General features: G+C 40.7%; 16 protein-coding genes. 6 read left to right on the top strand and 10 right to left on the bottom strand.

The genetic code is table 11. The features are described 5' to 3' along the window. Positions 1–45: 45 nt before the first annotated feature. From yhdP to AB4J89_RS14295, 5 genes are all read left to right on the top strand, one after another. Entirely contained in the window at positions 46–3,846 is a 3,801-nt protein-coding gene (gene yhdP / locus AB4J89_RS14275; RefSeq protein ID WP_368469689.1) for an AsmA2 domain-containing protein YhdP, read from the top strand. Beyond that, complete coding sequence (gene nit1, locus AB4J89_RS14280) at positions 3,843–4,703, top strand: deaminated glutathione amidase (protein WP_088493815.1); 861 nt, start codon at positions 3,843–3,845, stop codon at positions 4,701–4,703. Before yhdP ends, nit1 begins: the two co-directional genes overlap by 4 nt. Beyond that, positions 4,700–6,145 carry a metalloprotease TldD gene (gene tldD / locus AB4J89_RS14285; protein ID WP_368469691.1) on the top strand — a complete coding sequence of 482 codons (1,446 nt, stop codon included), beginning with the start codon at positions 4,700–4,702 and terminating at the stop codon, positions 6,143–6,145. Before nit1 ends, tldD begins: the two co-directional genes overlap by 4 nt. An 86-nt stretch (positions 6,146–6,231) precedes the next feature. Then, on the top strand, positions 6,232–6,732 hold the full coding sequence (locus tag AB4J89_RS14290; RefSeq protein ID WP_088493813.1) for a ribonuclease domain-containing protein: 501 nt from the start codon (positions 6,232–6,234) through the stop codon (positions 6,730–6,732). Then, entirely contained in the window at positions 6,732–7,013 is a 282-nt protein-coding gene (locus AB4J89_RS14295) for a barstar family protein (protein ID WP_088493812.1), read from the top strand. The genes AB4J89_RS14290 and AB4J89_RS14295 overlap by 1 nt, the downstream gene beginning before the upstream one ends. A 73-nt stretch (positions 7,014–7,086) precedes the next feature. On the opposite strand, the gene yjgA is transcribed toward AB4J89_RS14295, so the two are convergent. After that, positions 7,087–7,647 carry a ribosome biogenesis factor YjgA gene (yjgA, locus tag AB4J89_RS14300; protein WP_088495963.1) on the bottom strand — a complete coding sequence of 187 codons (561 nt, stop codon included), beginning with the start codon at positions 7,645–7,647 and terminating at the stop codon, positions 7,087–7,089. Between the two features lie 187 nt (positions 7,648–7,834). Here yjgA and pmbA point away from each other — a divergent pair, with 187 nt between their 5' ends. Beyond that, on the top strand, positions 7,835–9,163 hold the full coding sequence (pmbA, locus tag AB4J89_RS14305) for a metalloprotease PmbA (protein ID WP_311755440.1): 1,329 nt from the start codon (positions 7,835–7,837) through the stop codon (positions 9,161–9,163). 117 nt (positions 9,164–9,280) lie between these two features. On the opposite strand, the gene rnk is transcribed toward pmbA, so the two are convergent. The 9 genes from rnk to lptC form a co-directional block, all read right to left on the bottom strand. Continuing rightward, complete coding sequence (gene rnk, locus AB4J89_RS14310) at positions 9,281–9,691, bottom strand: nucleoside diphosphate kinase regulator (RefSeq protein WP_075671465.1); 411 nt, start codon at positions 9,689–9,691, stop codon at positions 9,281–9,283. Positions 9,692–9,866: 175 nt separating this feature from the next. After that, on the bottom strand, positions 9,867–10,139 hold the full coding sequence (gene npr / locus AB4J89_RS14315) for a PTS phosphocarrier protein NPr (RefSeq protein ID WP_006535359.1): 273 nt from the start codon (positions 10,137–10,139) through the stop codon (positions 9,867–9,869). Next, on the bottom strand, positions 10,136–10,990 hold the full coding sequence (gene rapZ, locus AB4J89_RS14320) for an RNase adapter RapZ (protein WP_023582880.1): 855 nt from the start codon (positions 10,988–10,990) through the stop codon (positions 10,136–10,138). Before rapZ ends, npr begins: the two co-directional genes overlap by 4 nt. 79 nt (positions 10,991–11,069) lie before the next feature. Next, the gene (gene ptsN, locus AB4J89_RS14325) at positions 11,070–11,537 is read right to left on the bottom strand and encodes a PTS IIA-like nitrogen regulatory protein PtsN (RefSeq protein WP_023582879.1); all 468 of its coding nucleotides are present in this window, start codon (positions 11,535–11,537) and stop codon (positions 11,070–11,072) included. A gap of 149 nt (positions 11,538–11,686) precedes the next feature. Beyond that, the gene (hpf, locus tag AB4J89_RS14330) at positions 11,687–11,974 is read right to left on the bottom strand and encodes a ribosome hibernation promoting factor (protein WP_036913954.1); all 288 of its coding nucleotides are present in this window, start codon (positions 11,972–11,974) and stop codon (positions 11,687–11,689) included. Positions 11,975–11,997: 23 nt separating this feature from the next. Continuing rightward, positions 11,998–13,479: an RNA polymerase factor sigma-54 gene (gene rpoN, locus AB4J89_RS14335; protein WP_368469695.1), complete on the bottom strand. Its 1,482-nt coding sequence runs from the start codon at positions 13,477–13,479 to the stop codon at positions 11,998–12,000. Positions 13,480–13,538: 59 nt separating this feature from the next. Then, positions 13,539–14,264 carry an LPS export ABC transporter ATP-binding protein gene (gene lptB / locus AB4J89_RS14340; RefSeq protein ID WP_006535352.1) on the bottom strand — a complete coding sequence of 242 codons (726 nt, stop codon included), beginning with the start codon at positions 14,262–14,264 and terminating at the stop codon, positions 13,539–13,541. A gap of 6 nt (positions 14,265–14,270) precedes the next feature. Continuing rightward, positions 14,271–14,804, bottom strand: coding sequence for a lipopolysaccharide ABC transporter substrate-binding protein LptA (gene lptA, locus AB4J89_RS14345; protein WP_075671459.1), 534 nt, complete (start codon positions 14,802–14,804; stop codon positions 14,271–14,273). Then, entirely contained in the window at positions 14,785–15,363 is a 579-nt protein-coding gene (lptC, locus tag AB4J89_RS14350; RefSeq protein WP_075671457.1) for an LPS export ABC transporter periplasmic protein LptC, read from the bottom strand. Before lptC ends, lptA begins: the two co-directional genes overlap by 20 nt. Positions 15,364–15,379 lie beyond the last annotated feature (16 nt).

The following is a 15,379-nucleotide window of genomic DNA, read 5'->3' on the forward strand; positions in this document are numbered from 1 at the left end:
TGGATTCGCCTTCCTAATGAATATGATGGCAGAAAGGAGACAAAAATGAAGCGGCTGCCTAAATACCTGTTAGTGATAACAGTTTTTTGCCTCATCGTTTTTGCCTTGGTATTAAGCGGATTTCGTTACTTTCTGCCTCGCTTAGATAGTTATCGTCCTGAAATAGAATCGTATCTTACGAAGCAACTCAATAGCCCTGTTTCCATGACAAAAATCATGGGGGAGTGGCAGAATTTTGGTCCTGATATTCAAGTTGAAGGACTGAATATTACCAATAAAGATGTGAACGTTACGGCAGAAAAAGTGACTTTTTCTTTTGACGTTTGGCGTTCATTATTCGCTTTTCGCCTTCATTTTCGTGAACTGACCTTTGAACAGTTATATGTTAATTACCATAGCCCTATTTTTACTGGGCAAAGTGGGGATATAACGTTAACTAAACCTGATGATATTTCTTCCATTTTCCTTGAACAGTTTGATCGCTTTAAACTGATTGAAAGCCGTTTTGTTTTTTTAACCCCTTCAGGAGACACCAGTACATTACATGTGCCTGAATTGATGTGGTTAAATCAAAAAAATCGTCATCGTGCTCAAGGCGAAGTCACTCTTGATACACCGATTAATCATTATGGTGGCTTAAAGGTACGTCTTGATCTCTATACCTCAGAGAACGGTTTAATCGATAACGGTAAGGTATTTCTTACCGCAGATGATATTGATATCTCTCCTTGGCTTAGTCAGTGGGTAAAAAATAATAGTGGGGTAGGCGAAGCCAAAGCGAGTTTATCTAACTGGATTGAAATTACGCAAGGGCGTATTACCGGAAGTCAGTTGCAAATTCATCAAGGTGAAATGGACTGGAGTAGTGATGGAACCTCGCATGCATTAAAAGTTGAAGACTTAATATTGCGGATGAGAAGGCAAGAAAATGGTTGGCTTGCAGATATTCCTTATACTCGAAAAATTGTAATGGATGGTGAAGAGTGGCCTGATGGTTATTTAGCTGTTCTTTATCAACCAAAAGAAAAACAACATGACGAAGCATGGCGTATTCGTGCCAAAAATATTGAGTTAGATAGGCTATATGCTGTATTGCCATTATTCTCTTTTTTAACACCTGATTTTGTTCGTCAATGGCAGTATCGCCAATTCTCTGGGGTAGTTAATGATTTTGCATTAGATCTCACACCTGAGCATTTCGAGCAAAGCGCGATTAATCTCTCTTGGGAAAATGTGGGTTGGAAGCGTTGGCAAGAGATCCCTTCCGTACAACATTTCAGTGGGCAATTAAAAGGCAGTATGCAACGCGGTGAGCTTAATTTCACTCTAGCAAACAGTGAAATAGATACTGGCGAATTGTTTAAAGCGCCGCTGAATATTGAGAAAGGGAAAGGAGCAGTTTATTGGACTCATTCTGGAGATGACTTATCTCTTTGGAGTGAAGGATTAGATGTTCAAGCTACATCAGCATGGGTTGCGGGTGATTTTCGTTATGAGAAACAAGGTGAAGATCAGCGCCTTTCTATACTCTCAGGTGTAAGAGTTACAAATGCAGGAGATGCATGGCGCTATCTGCCAGAAGAGTATGTTGGTAAAGAGCTGACACAATACCTCTCAGAGGCGATTATTGCGGGTAATATCGATAATGGTACCTTTATTTTCCATGGCGATCCCGCCGATTTTCCTTTTGATAATCACAAAGGGTGGTTCCAAGTTTATGCTCCTGTCAAACACGCCACCTTTAAATTTGATAGCGAATGGCCTGCATTATTCGATCTAGATATTAATTTAGATTTTAAAAATGATGGGCTATGGATGTCTTCTGCACAAGCGAAAGTGGGTAAAGCTACTGCCACAAATTTAAGTGCGGTGATTGAGAGCTATCGACAAGAGAAGATCTTAATTAATGCGGATATTCAAGCCACAGGCGACGAGCTGAAAGAGTATTTCTTAGATTCTCAAATGGCGAGTATTGGTCATACACTTGAAGAGCTTAAAGTCGCAGGGAAAATCAATGGTACATTGAAATTAGATATTCCTTTGGGTGGTGAAGATGTGGTTGCTTCAGGTGATATTAATTTAAAAAATAATGATGTCACATTGAATTTTATGGATACCACCTTAAAAGACGTTAGTGGACAATTTCGTTATCACAATGACAAACTTGAGAGTGATACATTAACGGCTAATTGGTTCGGGCAGCCTCTCGCTTTCTCATTTACAAGTCACAATGATACGGATAATTATCAGGTCGATGTCGGCTTGAAAGGTCAATGGGATATTCAAAAAATTCAAGGATTGCCTAGCGATATTCAACAGAAATTTAGGGGTGTATTTCCTTGGAGTGGCAACGTTAATGTTAAGATCCCCGAAAAAGGCGATGTTGATTATCAAGTTGATTTAACCGGGAATATCAATGCATTAAGTAGCAAATTAACCGCGCCTGAAACACTAGATTTAAAAAATTCACCGCCTATTGTTATTTCTGCAAAGGGTAACAGTGAAACCTTAAGCGTGAATGCAAGTGCTGAGAAACAGTGGAAGCTTAATAGTCAGTGGGCATTAGGAAAACAGTTACGATTATTACAAGGTAACCTTGTTTCTTCTTCTCTTAAATTGCCAGAATTGAGTTCACAACAACGCTTAACTATTGCCCTTAAAGGATTAGAAGGTGATAAATGGTTGCCAACATTAATGGCTTTTTCGTCTTTAACGCCGTCTGAAAATGAAGTCACTTTTCCTGATAATGTGCATATTAGTTTGCCTGATTTAAATTTTGCAGGGCAAAAATGGCGTGATCCTCAAACTGAAATTATGCGCATTAGTGAAGGTGTAAAATTTGCATTTTCAGGAAATGAATTACGAGGCGATGTGTTTATTCCTGAAGCATCAACACCTTGGCAAGTGAATATTAATTATCTCTATTTTAATGGTGTCTCTTCTACCCAAGAAGAAAAAACGTTAAAAATGGCGAACACTACTGATCCTAATGCATTGAAATTTTCTGTAAAAAACATCCCTTCTATTGATTTTGAATGTCGAGAATGTTGGGTAAATGGTCTGCTTTTAGGACAAATTCAAGGTTCATTAAAGCAAAGTAATGGCACATTGCTTTTAACTAACGGTAAATTAGTAAATAGTAGCGGTGAGCTACATGTTAATGGCGAATGGTCGGACGATATCGCAGGAAACAACACCACAAAGCTACAGGGTAAGCTAAAAGCAGATGAAATTGATGAAATGGCAGCTTACTTTGGTTATATCGTTCCTATTTTGCAATCTCCTCTTTCTGCTGATTTTTCATTACAATGGCATAATACACCGTGGAATTTTGATCTTGCGACCTTAAATGGCGATATCAAATCTACTTTAGGTAAAGGGCGGATAGAAGAAGTGAATGTCGGACAAGCCGGTAAGTTACTTCGCCTTGTGAGTTTCGATGCACTTTTACGTAAATTACAGTTTGATTTTAGAGATACTTTCAGCGAGCATTTTGAGTATGACTCGATTAAGAGTGAAATTACGATTAATCAAGGTATTATGAATGCTGATAGTGTCCGAGTTGATGGTGTTATTGCCGATATTGCAATCAGTGGGAAAGTTGATTTACTTGAACGTAAAATGGACCTACAAGTTGTGGTAACGCCAGAGATTTCAGCAACAGTCGGTGTTGCTACTGCATTCGCTATAAACCCAATTGCAGGCGCCGCAGTGTTTGCGGCATCAAAGGTTCTGGGGCCACTTTGGAGTAAGATTTCAGTTATCCGTTATCATGTGACCGGAACTATGGAACAACCCAAAATTGACGAAGTACTGCGTCAGCTTAAGGAGAATCAGGCGTTATGAAAAAAGTTAATGTCGCACTTTTGCAACTTTGTAGCGGTAAAAACACAAAAAATAATCTGGCGCAAATTGAGCAACAGATTAAGCAATTACCCGATTCAGTGAAGCTTGTATTAACACCTGAGAATGCGTTACTTTTTTCAAACTCTAAAGATTACCATAAACACGCTGAAATTCAGGGCGATGGGCCTTTACAAAATGCTATCGCTAAAATGGCTCAGCGTTACAAAGTATGGATCTTAGTCGGTTCTATGCCATTGATTAGTCGAGACTCTCCAGATCAAATTACCAGCAGTAGCTTGGTGTTTGATGATGAAGGTGTTATTCGCGCTCGTTATGACAAAATCCATATGTTTGATGTCAGTATTGATGATGAGCAAGGCGAATATAACGAGTCTTCTATTTATCAACGTGGTGAGCGCCTAACCGTCGTTGATACTCCCGTTGGAAAATTAGGCTTAACTATTTGTTATGACTTACGCTTCCCAGGTATTTTCCAAGCATTAAGAGAAAAAGGAGCAGAGATAATCTCTGTGCCAGCTGCTTTTACCCGTTTAACAGGAAAAGCACACTGGGAACCTTTATTACGTGCTCGTGCCATTGAAAATCAGTGTATTATCTTAGCGCCAGCACAAGTGGGTACACATGATACGCGCCGGACTTGGGGCCATACCATGGCGATTGATGGTTGGGGTAAAGTCTTGAAAAAGAACCCAGATGCTGTCAGTGCGCTAACGCTGAATGTTGGCGTCGAAAGTTTACACGGTATGCGTGAACAGATCCGAGTTGTAAAACATAACCGTTTTCGCCCGAAACTGACCCACTTAATCAAAAAAGTTAAGGATAAAGAAGAATTATGAGTTTAGCTGTTGTCAGCGAAAGTCTGTTGGAAGCAAACAAACTTAGTTTAGATGATTTAGCATCAACACTAGAGCAGCTTGCACAGCGTCAAATTGATTATGGTGATCTTTATTTTCAGTCAAGTTATCACGAGGCTTGGATCCTCGATGACCAGATCATTAAAGATGGCTCTTACAATATTGATCAAGGTGTTGGCGTTAGAGCAATTTATGGTGAAAAAACCGGTTTTGCTTATGCTGACCAACTAACGCTTAACGCACTTAACCAAAGTGCTCATGCTGCACGAAGTATTGTTCAGGCTAAAGGTAATGGTCGTATCCATACTTTAGGTGCTATTCAACATTCTCCGCTATACAGCTTAAATGATCCTCTGCAAAGCCTCTCTCGTGAAGAGAAAATTGCATTATTGCATGAGGTAGATAAAGCCGCTCGTGCTGAAGATAAACGCGTTAAACAAGTTAATGCGTCATTAACGGGTGTTTATGAGCATGTGTTGGTTGCAGCAACCGATGGTACGTTAGCCGCTGATGTACGTCCTTTAGTTCGCCTTTCTGTCAGTGTGCTGGTGGAAGAAGATGGCAAACGTGAGCGTGGCGCAAGTGGTGGCGGTGGTCGCTTTGGTTATGACTATTTCTTAACTAAAGCAGATGGTGAAAGCCATGCAGTTACTTATGCTCGTGAAGCGGTACGTATGGCATTAGTGAATTTATCAGCGATTGCAGCGCCAGCGGGAACAATGCCTGTAGTATTAGGCGCAGGATGGCCAGGTGTATTATTGCATGAAGCTGTGGGTCATGGTTTAGAAGGTGATTTCAACCGTCGTGAAACCTCTGTATTTTCTGGTCGCCTTGGTGAGAAAGTCACTTCCGAGCTTTGTACTATTGTTGATGATGGCACTCTTGAAGGTCGTCGAGGCTCTGTTGCTATTGACGATGAAGGTGTTCCGGGTCAATACAATGTCTTAATCGAAAACGGCATCTTAAAAGGCTATATGCAAGATAAGATGAATGCTCGTTTAATGGGGGGTGCACCAACAGGAAATGGACGTCGTGAGTCTTATGCGCATCTTCCTATGCCTCGTATGACAAACACCTATATGCTAGCAGGGAAATCTTCACCTGAAGAGATTATTGCCAGCGTTGATCGCGGTATTTATGCACCAAACTTTGGTGGCGGTCAGGTTGATATTACATCGGGTAAATTTGTTTTCTCAACCTCAGAAGCTTATTTAATCGAGAATGGAAAAATAACAAAACCAATTAAAGGGGCAACTCTAATTGGTTCAGGTATTGAAGCTATGCAACAGGTCTCTATGGTGGGTAATGATCTCGCTTTAGATAAAGGAGTTGGCGTTTGTGGTAAAGAAGGACAAAGCCTCCCTGTTGGTGTGGGTCAACCTACGTTGAAGCTTGATAAGATCACCGTAGGCGGTACTGCTTAATCTTTGTTATAGTTATTTATACGTATTAATTAAACTCCATCTTTTGATGGAGTTTTTTATCTCAGCGACAGTGAAGGTGCTAATTTATGGGTAAACGTTTATTACCAGTTATTATTGTTATTGCTGTTTTATTTGGTGTTCTCTATAAAGGTTTACTTCCTGAAGCGAATGTATCGTCCTCTTCATCGCCAGTTTCTGTTCCAACATCATCAAGTAATAGCAGCAATAAACCAGCACAACTTCCTCTTTCTATTGATGAAAAAACACAAGCCAATGCAGTGGCTAATTATTTACAACGTCATCAACAGCTACCAAGTTTTTATCTCACTAAAAAACAGGCAAGAGAACAAGGTTGGAATGCGAAAGAAGGTAACTTATGTGAAGTTTTGCCGGGAAGAGCAATTGGTGGTGATCGCTTTATGAACCGTGAAAAACAGCTACCAGAAGAAGCAGGACGCCAGTGGTATGAAGCTGATGTGAATTATCACTGTGGTCATCGTGGTAGCGACAGATTGCTCTATTCGAATGATGGGTTGATTTATGTCACCACTGATCATTACCGCACAATGACAAAGGTTGCTCCTTAATGAAACAGGTTATCTTCGATTTTAAGACGCTAGTAGATAGAGATGCTTTTTATCAGGATTTTGCACTGCAATTTCAGTTAGATGATAATTTTGGCGATAACCTAGATGCATTGTGGGATGCGTTAGTAGGAGAAATAGAATTGCCTGTCAGTATTGTTTTTAAGCATCTACCTCATCATTCCCGTGATTTTCAGCCTTTAGTGGAAGTGATGCAAGAAGCACAGAATGAACTTGGTAAAGAGGCATTGAGCTTTCATTGTGAGCACAAAGCGAAAAAGTAATTAAGCGCAAAAAGTACGCCCTGAAAATCGCAGTGATACTGAATTTACACTGCGTTTTCAGGATGATCAGGTTTTATGCTGATTCTGATAAATCTTTTAGATATTGAAATAGTAAGCGGAATGATTTTGGTGGCTTATTCGCTTCTTTTTCTTTTTTCGCATTACGGATAAGTGTGCGTAATTGTTGGCGATCTGCCATTGGATAAAGCGCCACGACTTCTTCAATCACTTCATTACCACCTTCGACAAGGCGAATTCGCAGATCTTCAAGTTTATGTAACACTAAGATCTGTTGGTTATGGCGGTTTTTCAGTTTATCAAGCGCTTGGCGGATCGGATCTTCGTCCACATTGCGCAGTAGTTTTCCAATATATTGAATTTGGCGACGGCGTGCTTCACGCTGTACTTTTTGTGCTAATTGAATAGAGGCTAATAATTTCTCATCTAATGGCACGCGCTCTAATTCTTGTGCACTTAATTCAACTAATTCAGTACCCAGTTTTTTGAGTGCTTCAGCATCACGTTTAATTTCGCTTTTGCTGACCCAGATGATTTCGTCCTCTTCTTCCTCTTCTGACGATGTATCGTCAAATTCAGGGTTGAGGTAATGCCACTCTTCAGGCTGCTTTGCCATAATAAAAATTCCTGTTGCAGAGTAAGCCGGGAGTGTGATTTGGTGAATGACCAAAAGCCCGACGGGTGATAACATTCATATATCTTCTATTGTAACTGGGAAAATCGCTTGTTGACCACCTGTCAATTGATTTACTTTGCTAAAAATAAGTAAAAAGTGGTGTTCTCCTTAGGAAAAATGGTTCTCAATGAATAATTCAGATCAGGTAAAACAGCTTGAAGACGCCGTCTCGCTTGCATTAGAGCTGGCTGCTAAACAGTGTGATAGTGCTGAAGTCGCTATTAATAAATCGACGGGCATTAGTGTGAGTACGCGTTACGGTGAAGTTGAAAATGTTGAATTTAACAGTGATGGTGCTTTAGGCATTACGGTTTACCAACAACAACGTAAAGGTAGTGCATCTTCAACAGATTTAAGTCCTGATGCAATTAAGCGTGCTGTACAGGCCGCTGTGGATATTGCACGCTATACTTCAGTTGACCCCTATGCAGGGCCTGCTGATCAAGAGCTATTAGCCTTTGATGCGCCTTTCCTTGATCTTTACCATCCTACCGAGGTAACAGCAGATAAAGCGATTGAATTAGCATCAAGAGCAGAAAAAGCCGCTTTAGATAGCGATAGCCGTATTATTAATACAGAAGGGGGTAGCTTTAATAGCCACAGTGGAACCCGTGTATTTGGTAATAGCCTTGGCTTATTAAAAAGCTATTCATCTTCACGCTATTCTATGTCGAGTTGTGTTATTGCTCGTGATGGTGACGATATGGAGCGCGATTATGCCTACACCATTAGTCGTCGTTTTGATGATCTAGAATCACCTGAATGGGTAGGTCAAGAGTGTGCTCGTCGTACTTTATCTCGCCTTGCACCTCGTAAACTCCCAACCATGAAAGCTCCCGTTATTTTTGCAGCCGATGTTGCGACAGGTATTTTTGGTCATTTGGTGGCGGCAATCAGTGGTAGCATGATTTATCGTGAATCTTCTTGTTTACTCGATAGCTTAGGTAAGCAAATTTTCCCTCAATGGCTAAATATTCAAGAGCGTCCTCACTTAATGAGAGGCCTAGCATCAACACCGTTTGATAGCGAGGGTGTGCGCACAACCGATGCCGAAATCATTAAAGATGGCGTGTTACAAGAGTGGCTATTAACCACTTATTCAGCAAGAAAACTGGGCTTAAAAAGTAATGGTCATGCTGGTGGTATTCATAACTGGTATATCCCAGGGCAAGGTTTATCGTTTGATGCACTGTTAAAAGAGATGGGAACAGGGCTAGTTGTTACAGAATTGATGGGACAAGGCGTCAGCACAGTAACAGGTGATTATTCTCGTGGCGCGAGCGGTTTTTGGGTTGAAAACGGTGAAATTCAATATCCTGTAAGTGAAGTCACTATTGCGGGTAACTTAAAAGATATGTGGGCAAATATTGCCACTATGGGTGATGATATCGAGATGCGCAGTAATGTTCAGTGTGGATCGTTGTTATTACCAGAAATGAGTATTGCAGGTGAGTAAATTTTAGATACTGATCGCAACCTTTAATCTCAGCCCGTAATGGGCTGAGATATCGCGTTTATCAGTGTGCTTTTCAATTTGAGAAGATAAAAATAAGACGCGAACCTTCAGCTCTGCTTAACGGTGTAATTCACCCGCAGCTTCAGGTTGGTATAGAATTTCTAATACTTTAACCTTAGTTTCAAGGCCATTTGGCAGCTTCCAACTGATCTCATCATCAATCGCTAAACCCAGTAGCGCAGCACCCATTGGTGCCATAACGGAAAGTTCAGTAGTGCTGTCTTTTAATGAAGCAGGATACACTAATGTACGAGTACGCTCTTCATTATTTTTTAAGTCCATAAAACGGACTTTGCTGTTCATTGTGACAATATTAGCAGGGATATCAGCTGGTGTAACAATGTCAGCACGATCTAACTCTTCATTCAATGCTTCAGCAATCGGGCTATCTGCAAATGCCGGTTGTTCAAGTAATGAATCTAAACGTTCTGCATCAAGTTCGTTGATGATAATTGTTGGCTTTGTCATACCACACTCCAATTTATTCCAATGCAAAACAACACCCCCACGGGTGAGGTGGGGGTGTTGTTAAACTCATATAAGAGATAATAGGCGGTTCTGTATAAAAAAGAAAGAGACAGTGATCACAGTCTCTTTCGGGTTATTTAGTTAAGAAATGCTAATCTATTGTTTTCTATTACGATTATTCTTCATCAAACCCCGATTCAAATAATGCGATAATAGCATCAATAGCTTCATTTTCATCACTACCAGTAACTTCTATATCAATTTGACTGCCTTGCTCTGAATCTAACATCAGCATAGCAATCACACTATCCGCTTGTGCTTCAACCCCTTCGTTGTTGCGTAAAATGACGGTTGATTGAAATGTTTTTACTAAATCAAACAACTTCATTGCAGGTCTTGCATGCATACCGAGTCGATTTTTAATCGCAACTTGTCGATATTGGGTCATTTGCGTTTTTCTAGTGTTCTGTGACGTGATTGTACGTTTTTCCCTCTAGAGCGGAAATAATCTGCGAGTTGCTCTGCAACATAAACAGAACGGTGTTTACCACCGGTACAACCAATCGCAACCGTCAAATAACTACGGTTATTGGTTTCTAACATCGGCAACCAAAGTTCAAGGTAGCTTCTAGTTTGATAAATAAAGTTATGAACTTCAGTGTGTCTATCTAAAAATGCCGCGACAGGGCGATCAAGACCTGTCATTGGACGCAGTTTAGGATCCCAATGTGGATTTGGTAAGAATCGCACGTCAAAAACATAGTCTGCATCAATAGGAATACCATGTTTAAAGCCAAATGATTCAAAGACCATTGTCAGCTCACGTTCGCGCTTACCTAATAAGCGAGTACGCAGCATTTCTGCGAGCTCATGAACTGACATCTCAGAAGTATCAATGATGAGATCAGCGCGTGATCGCAATGGCTCAAGCAGATCACTTTCGGTATCAATTGCCATTTCTAACGAAAGGTTCTTGGTCGAAAGAGGGTGAAGACGTCGAGTATCACTATAACGACGAATTAAGGTATTTCTATCAGCGTCTAAAAATAAGAGTTGTGGAGAATATTCAGCGGGTAAACTTTCCAGCGCTTTTTCGAAGATCTCCGGCGACTCTGGCATATTTCGGACATCAATACTGACTGCGGCAGCAGAAGCATCACGTTCAGCCAGTGTTTTTGCGAGCTCAGGTAAAAGATCAACAGGTAAGTTATCAACACAATAAAATCCCATATCTTCAAGCGCACGCAAAGCGACTGACTTACCTGAACCAGAGCGTCCGCTGACTATCATCAGCACCATGAGGTAGCTCCCCTATAATTTCCCAGTGATGAATATCATTCCACTGTATGCTATTCGCGTCCTACTAAACCCGTAGGGGTTATTCTGTGATAATCTGATAAAGCTCTTCATCACTTTGTGCGGAGCGTAGTCGGCGACATAAATTTTTGTCTGCCAACTGTTTTGCAATCAAAGACAGTGTGTGTAAATGTTCCTTACATTGTGTCGCAGGAACGAGTAATGCGAACAACAAGTCGACAGGTTGATTATCAATAGCGTCGAAGGCAATAGGTTCGCTTAGGTGAAGAAACACACCAACTACTTTTTCTGTTTCATCACTTTCAATACGTCCATGAGGGATAGCTAACCCCCCCCCAATCCCTGTTGTACCGACTTTTTCACGCGTTAATAAAGCTTCAAATATCAGTGTTTCGGGTAAATTAAGTGCTTTAGCTGCATTTTCACTGATAATTTCTAACGCGCGCTTTTTACTCGTGCAATGTACATCATTATGCGTACATGCCAGAGAAAGTACGTCGCTAATATTCATCTTTGTATCGTTGTTCATTGTCTTATTCACTTAGACCAGCAAACCAGATGCCACAAGGTGACATCTGGTTTTTTGTTACTGATATTGATTAGGCGTTGGCTTAAACCGAGTCATAAACAACGCAGTAACTTCGCCGATTGTATCCCCATTTTACAATGGGAAATGAATTAATGTTGTCTCAGTTTATCTTTGTGTTTGGTTAATTGACGAGCCAGTTTATCCATTAATCCATCAATTGCTGCGTACATATCTTCTGCTTCTGCAGAGGCATGCAATTCACCGCCGTTAACTTGAATGGTCGCTTCCGCGATTTTATTAACTTTCTCGACTTTCAGGATCACCTGAACGTTATTAATTTTGTCAAAGAACTGAGGTAATTTCGCGCTTTTTGCTTTGACGGTATCACGCAGAGCATCGGTTAATTCAATATTATGACCAGTGATTTGAAGTTCCATAGTGTCTTCCTTCTCAATTATGCTCAAACCAACTCTTTGCGTTGATTTGAAGGCGGGATGGATAATGACTCTCTATACTTCGCAACAGTGCGTCGAGCAACCTGTATTCCAAGTTCTCCGAGCATATCAGCCAGTTTACTATCACTAAGTGGTTTCGCTGGATTTTCTGCTGCGATTAGTTTCTTCACTAAAGCCCTGATTGCTGTTGAAGAGGCTTCGCCTCCGCTATCAGTATTCACATGGCTAGAGAAAAAATACTTCAATTCGAAAATTCCTCTTGGGCAATGCAAAAATTTTTGCGTTGTCACTCGAGAAATGGTGGATTCGTGCATTTCAACCTGTTCAGCAATATCTGCTAACACAAGGGGTTTCATATGCTCTTCACCCAATTCGAAAAATGCCTGCTGTGTGTCAACAATGCAATGAGCGACTTTTAATAATGTCTCATTACGGCTTTCTAAACTTTTTATCAGCCATTTGGCTTCTTGTAAATTGTCACGAATAAATTTTCCATCGCTCTCATTTTGAGTCGATTGACCCAATGCCGCATAGGTCTCATTTATTCGTAGGCGAGGAATGCTATCTGTATTTAACTCAACTTGCCAGCGTTCACCTGATTTTTTTACCAGTATATCTGGAATAACATACTCTGATTCGCCTGTATCAATACTTAATCCGGGCTTAGGATCAAGAGACTGGATCATCTCAATAACCGATTTAAGTGTTTCTTCTCGTAACTTCGTTTGACGCATCAATTGGCGAAAGTCACGGTTACCTAGCAACTCTAAATATTGGCTGATCACTAACTGCGTTTCTTTAAGATAAGGTGTTTCTGTTGAAAAAGCGGATAGCTGAATCAAAAGACACTCTTTTAAATCACGCGCAGCAACACCAATAGGATCAAAGCGTTGAATACGTTTTAATACGGCTTCGACTTCATCAAGCTCTAACTCATCATCGCCCATTCCAGTAAGGATGTCATCTGTTGTGACAGTTAAATATCCTGTTTCATCAATCGCATCGATAATACTTATCGCTATTGCTCTGTCTGTTTCTGAAAATGGAGTGAGATCAGCCTGCCATGTCAGGTAATCTTGCAATGAAGCAGTTGTTTCGCCTTGATACAGTGGAAGTTCATCATCAGTATAGTCATTGCTGGTGCCAGAAGGTGTGCCTGCGGTGTAGATCTCTTCCCATTGGGTATCTAAAGGAAGATCATCAGGCATCTCTTTTTGCTCTAAAGCATCCAGCGTGTCGAACTCTTCAACTTCGTTTTCAGTTGTTGTTTCTGTTGTAGAGTCTGACTGATTTTCTGTATGAGAGATATCATCTGAAACGGGATCTTGTTGATCCTCGTCTTGTTCTAGAAGTGGATTAGACTCAAGCGCTTGCTGAATTTCTTGTTGCAATTCAAGCGTCGAAAGTTGCAACAAACGAATAGCCTGTTGTAGCTGTGGCGTCATTGCCAGTTGCTGACTAAGACGAAGTTGCAGACTTTGTTTCATAATAATGCGATGAGTCCTTTGCTGTTGTCATCCATGACAGAGTAAAAGTGAATCAAAGATTACAGGCGGAAGCCTTCACCTAAGTAAACACGTTTAACTTGCTCATTTTCAAGAATTTCTTCTGGTGAACCATGAGCGATAAGGTGACCTTGGCTGACGATATAAGCACGTTCACATACATCTAATGTTTCACGAACGTTATGGTCAGTAATCAGTACACCTAATCCATAATCACGTAGATGCTGGATAATTTTTTTAATATCTAATACCGAAATAGGGTCAACACCCGCAAAAGGTTCATCTAATAAAATGAATTTGGGGTTTGCTGCCAATGCCCGCGCGATTTCAACACGGCGGCGTTCACCCCCTGATAATGATTGCCCTAAGCTGTTACGCAAGTGGCTGACATTAAACTCTTCTAGTAGCTCTTCTGCACGGTCTTTTCGTTCTTCAGGCGTTAGATCATGGCGAATTTCTAAGATCCCCATAATATTGTCATAAACGCTTAAGCGTCTAAAAATAGACGCTTCTTGAGGAAGATAGCCAATGCCTTTACGTGCTCGTTCATGTAACGGTAACAGCGTAATGTCTTCATCATCAATTGTAATACTACCTGCATCACGAGCTACAATGCCAACAACCATATAGAATGTGGTTGTTTTACCTGCACCATTAGGTCCAAGTAAGCCGACAATCTCACCTGAATTAACGTTCAGGCTCACATCACCGACAACGGTGCGCCCTTTGTATGCTTTCGCTAAATTTTCAGCTTTTAACAGCGCCATAAAGTGTTACTTACCTTTGTTGTTAACACCAGGGCCTTTCTCTTGCAACTGGGAAGGCAGTAAAACAGTAGTCACTTGTTTACCTTTACCGCTAAACGCTTCCATTTGCTGAGTTGGGACGAGATAAGTGATCTTATCACCGGTGATATTACTGTCTAATTGTTCAAGATAGGCTTTACCCGTTAAGGTCATTAACTCTTTATCCATTTCATAGGTCATTTTCTCGCCACGACCTTTGATTGGTTTGCCATCATCTTGTAACTGATAAAAAGTCACAGGGTTACCAAACGCTTCTATTACGATCCTTTTTGAGTCACCACCCGGGCGTGTGACAACAACTTTATCAGCACGAATATCGATAGAACCTTGTTTGATCACAACATTTTGTGTAAAGGTTGTAACGTTTTTTTCTAGATCAAGCGACTGTTTCTCTGAATTCACAACAATAGGCTGTTGCGTGTCATCTTTAAGCGCCATCGCAGGTACACTTATCGCTAAAAGTGTACCGATAATCAGTGTATTACGGATTTTTTGATTCATTAGGGATCTCATAATAGGTGTTTACCTTTTCAATCAGCTCTGCACGTTTCTCGCGCAGATTGCCTCGCATTTTTAAGCCGACTGATTTCAGTCCGACGCCGATAATAGTCACTTCATCATCAGAGGAAACATCCTGTGTATCCAAATTTGCGATAGCATTGTCTGTGCTTATTCTCTGTAGTTGAGAATCATCCGTTAAGCTATCAATTTGAACATCGCCATAAAGATAGAGCATTTTACTGTTTGTTAGCTTGGCTTTATTTGCGCGTACTGTCCATGTTGCATCCCCTGTCGGTGAATAGGTAGTTAAGACAGGGTTAGTAAACCATGTAAACTTTTGCTGAGCATAGTTTTTAACATCATCAGCAACAAGTTTATATCCGAGTATACCCGTTGGTTCATAAACAAAAGATATCGATGATTTGGATTGATAGGTTGGCTGACCATCATCAACAATCTCACCATCACCGAATTCAGTGTTATTAGTATAGTTCCAGCCAATCAGCCCAAGGGCGATAATGGCAAGAATTAAGGTAAACCAGGATTTTAATTTATTCATTCTGTATCGTTATACG

The organism is Proteus sp. STS61-E (assembly GCF_040932335.1).
GTDB classification, from domain to species: Bacteria; Pseudomonadota; Gammaproteobacteria; order Enterobacterales; family Enterobacteriaceae; genus Proteus; species Proteus mirabilis_B.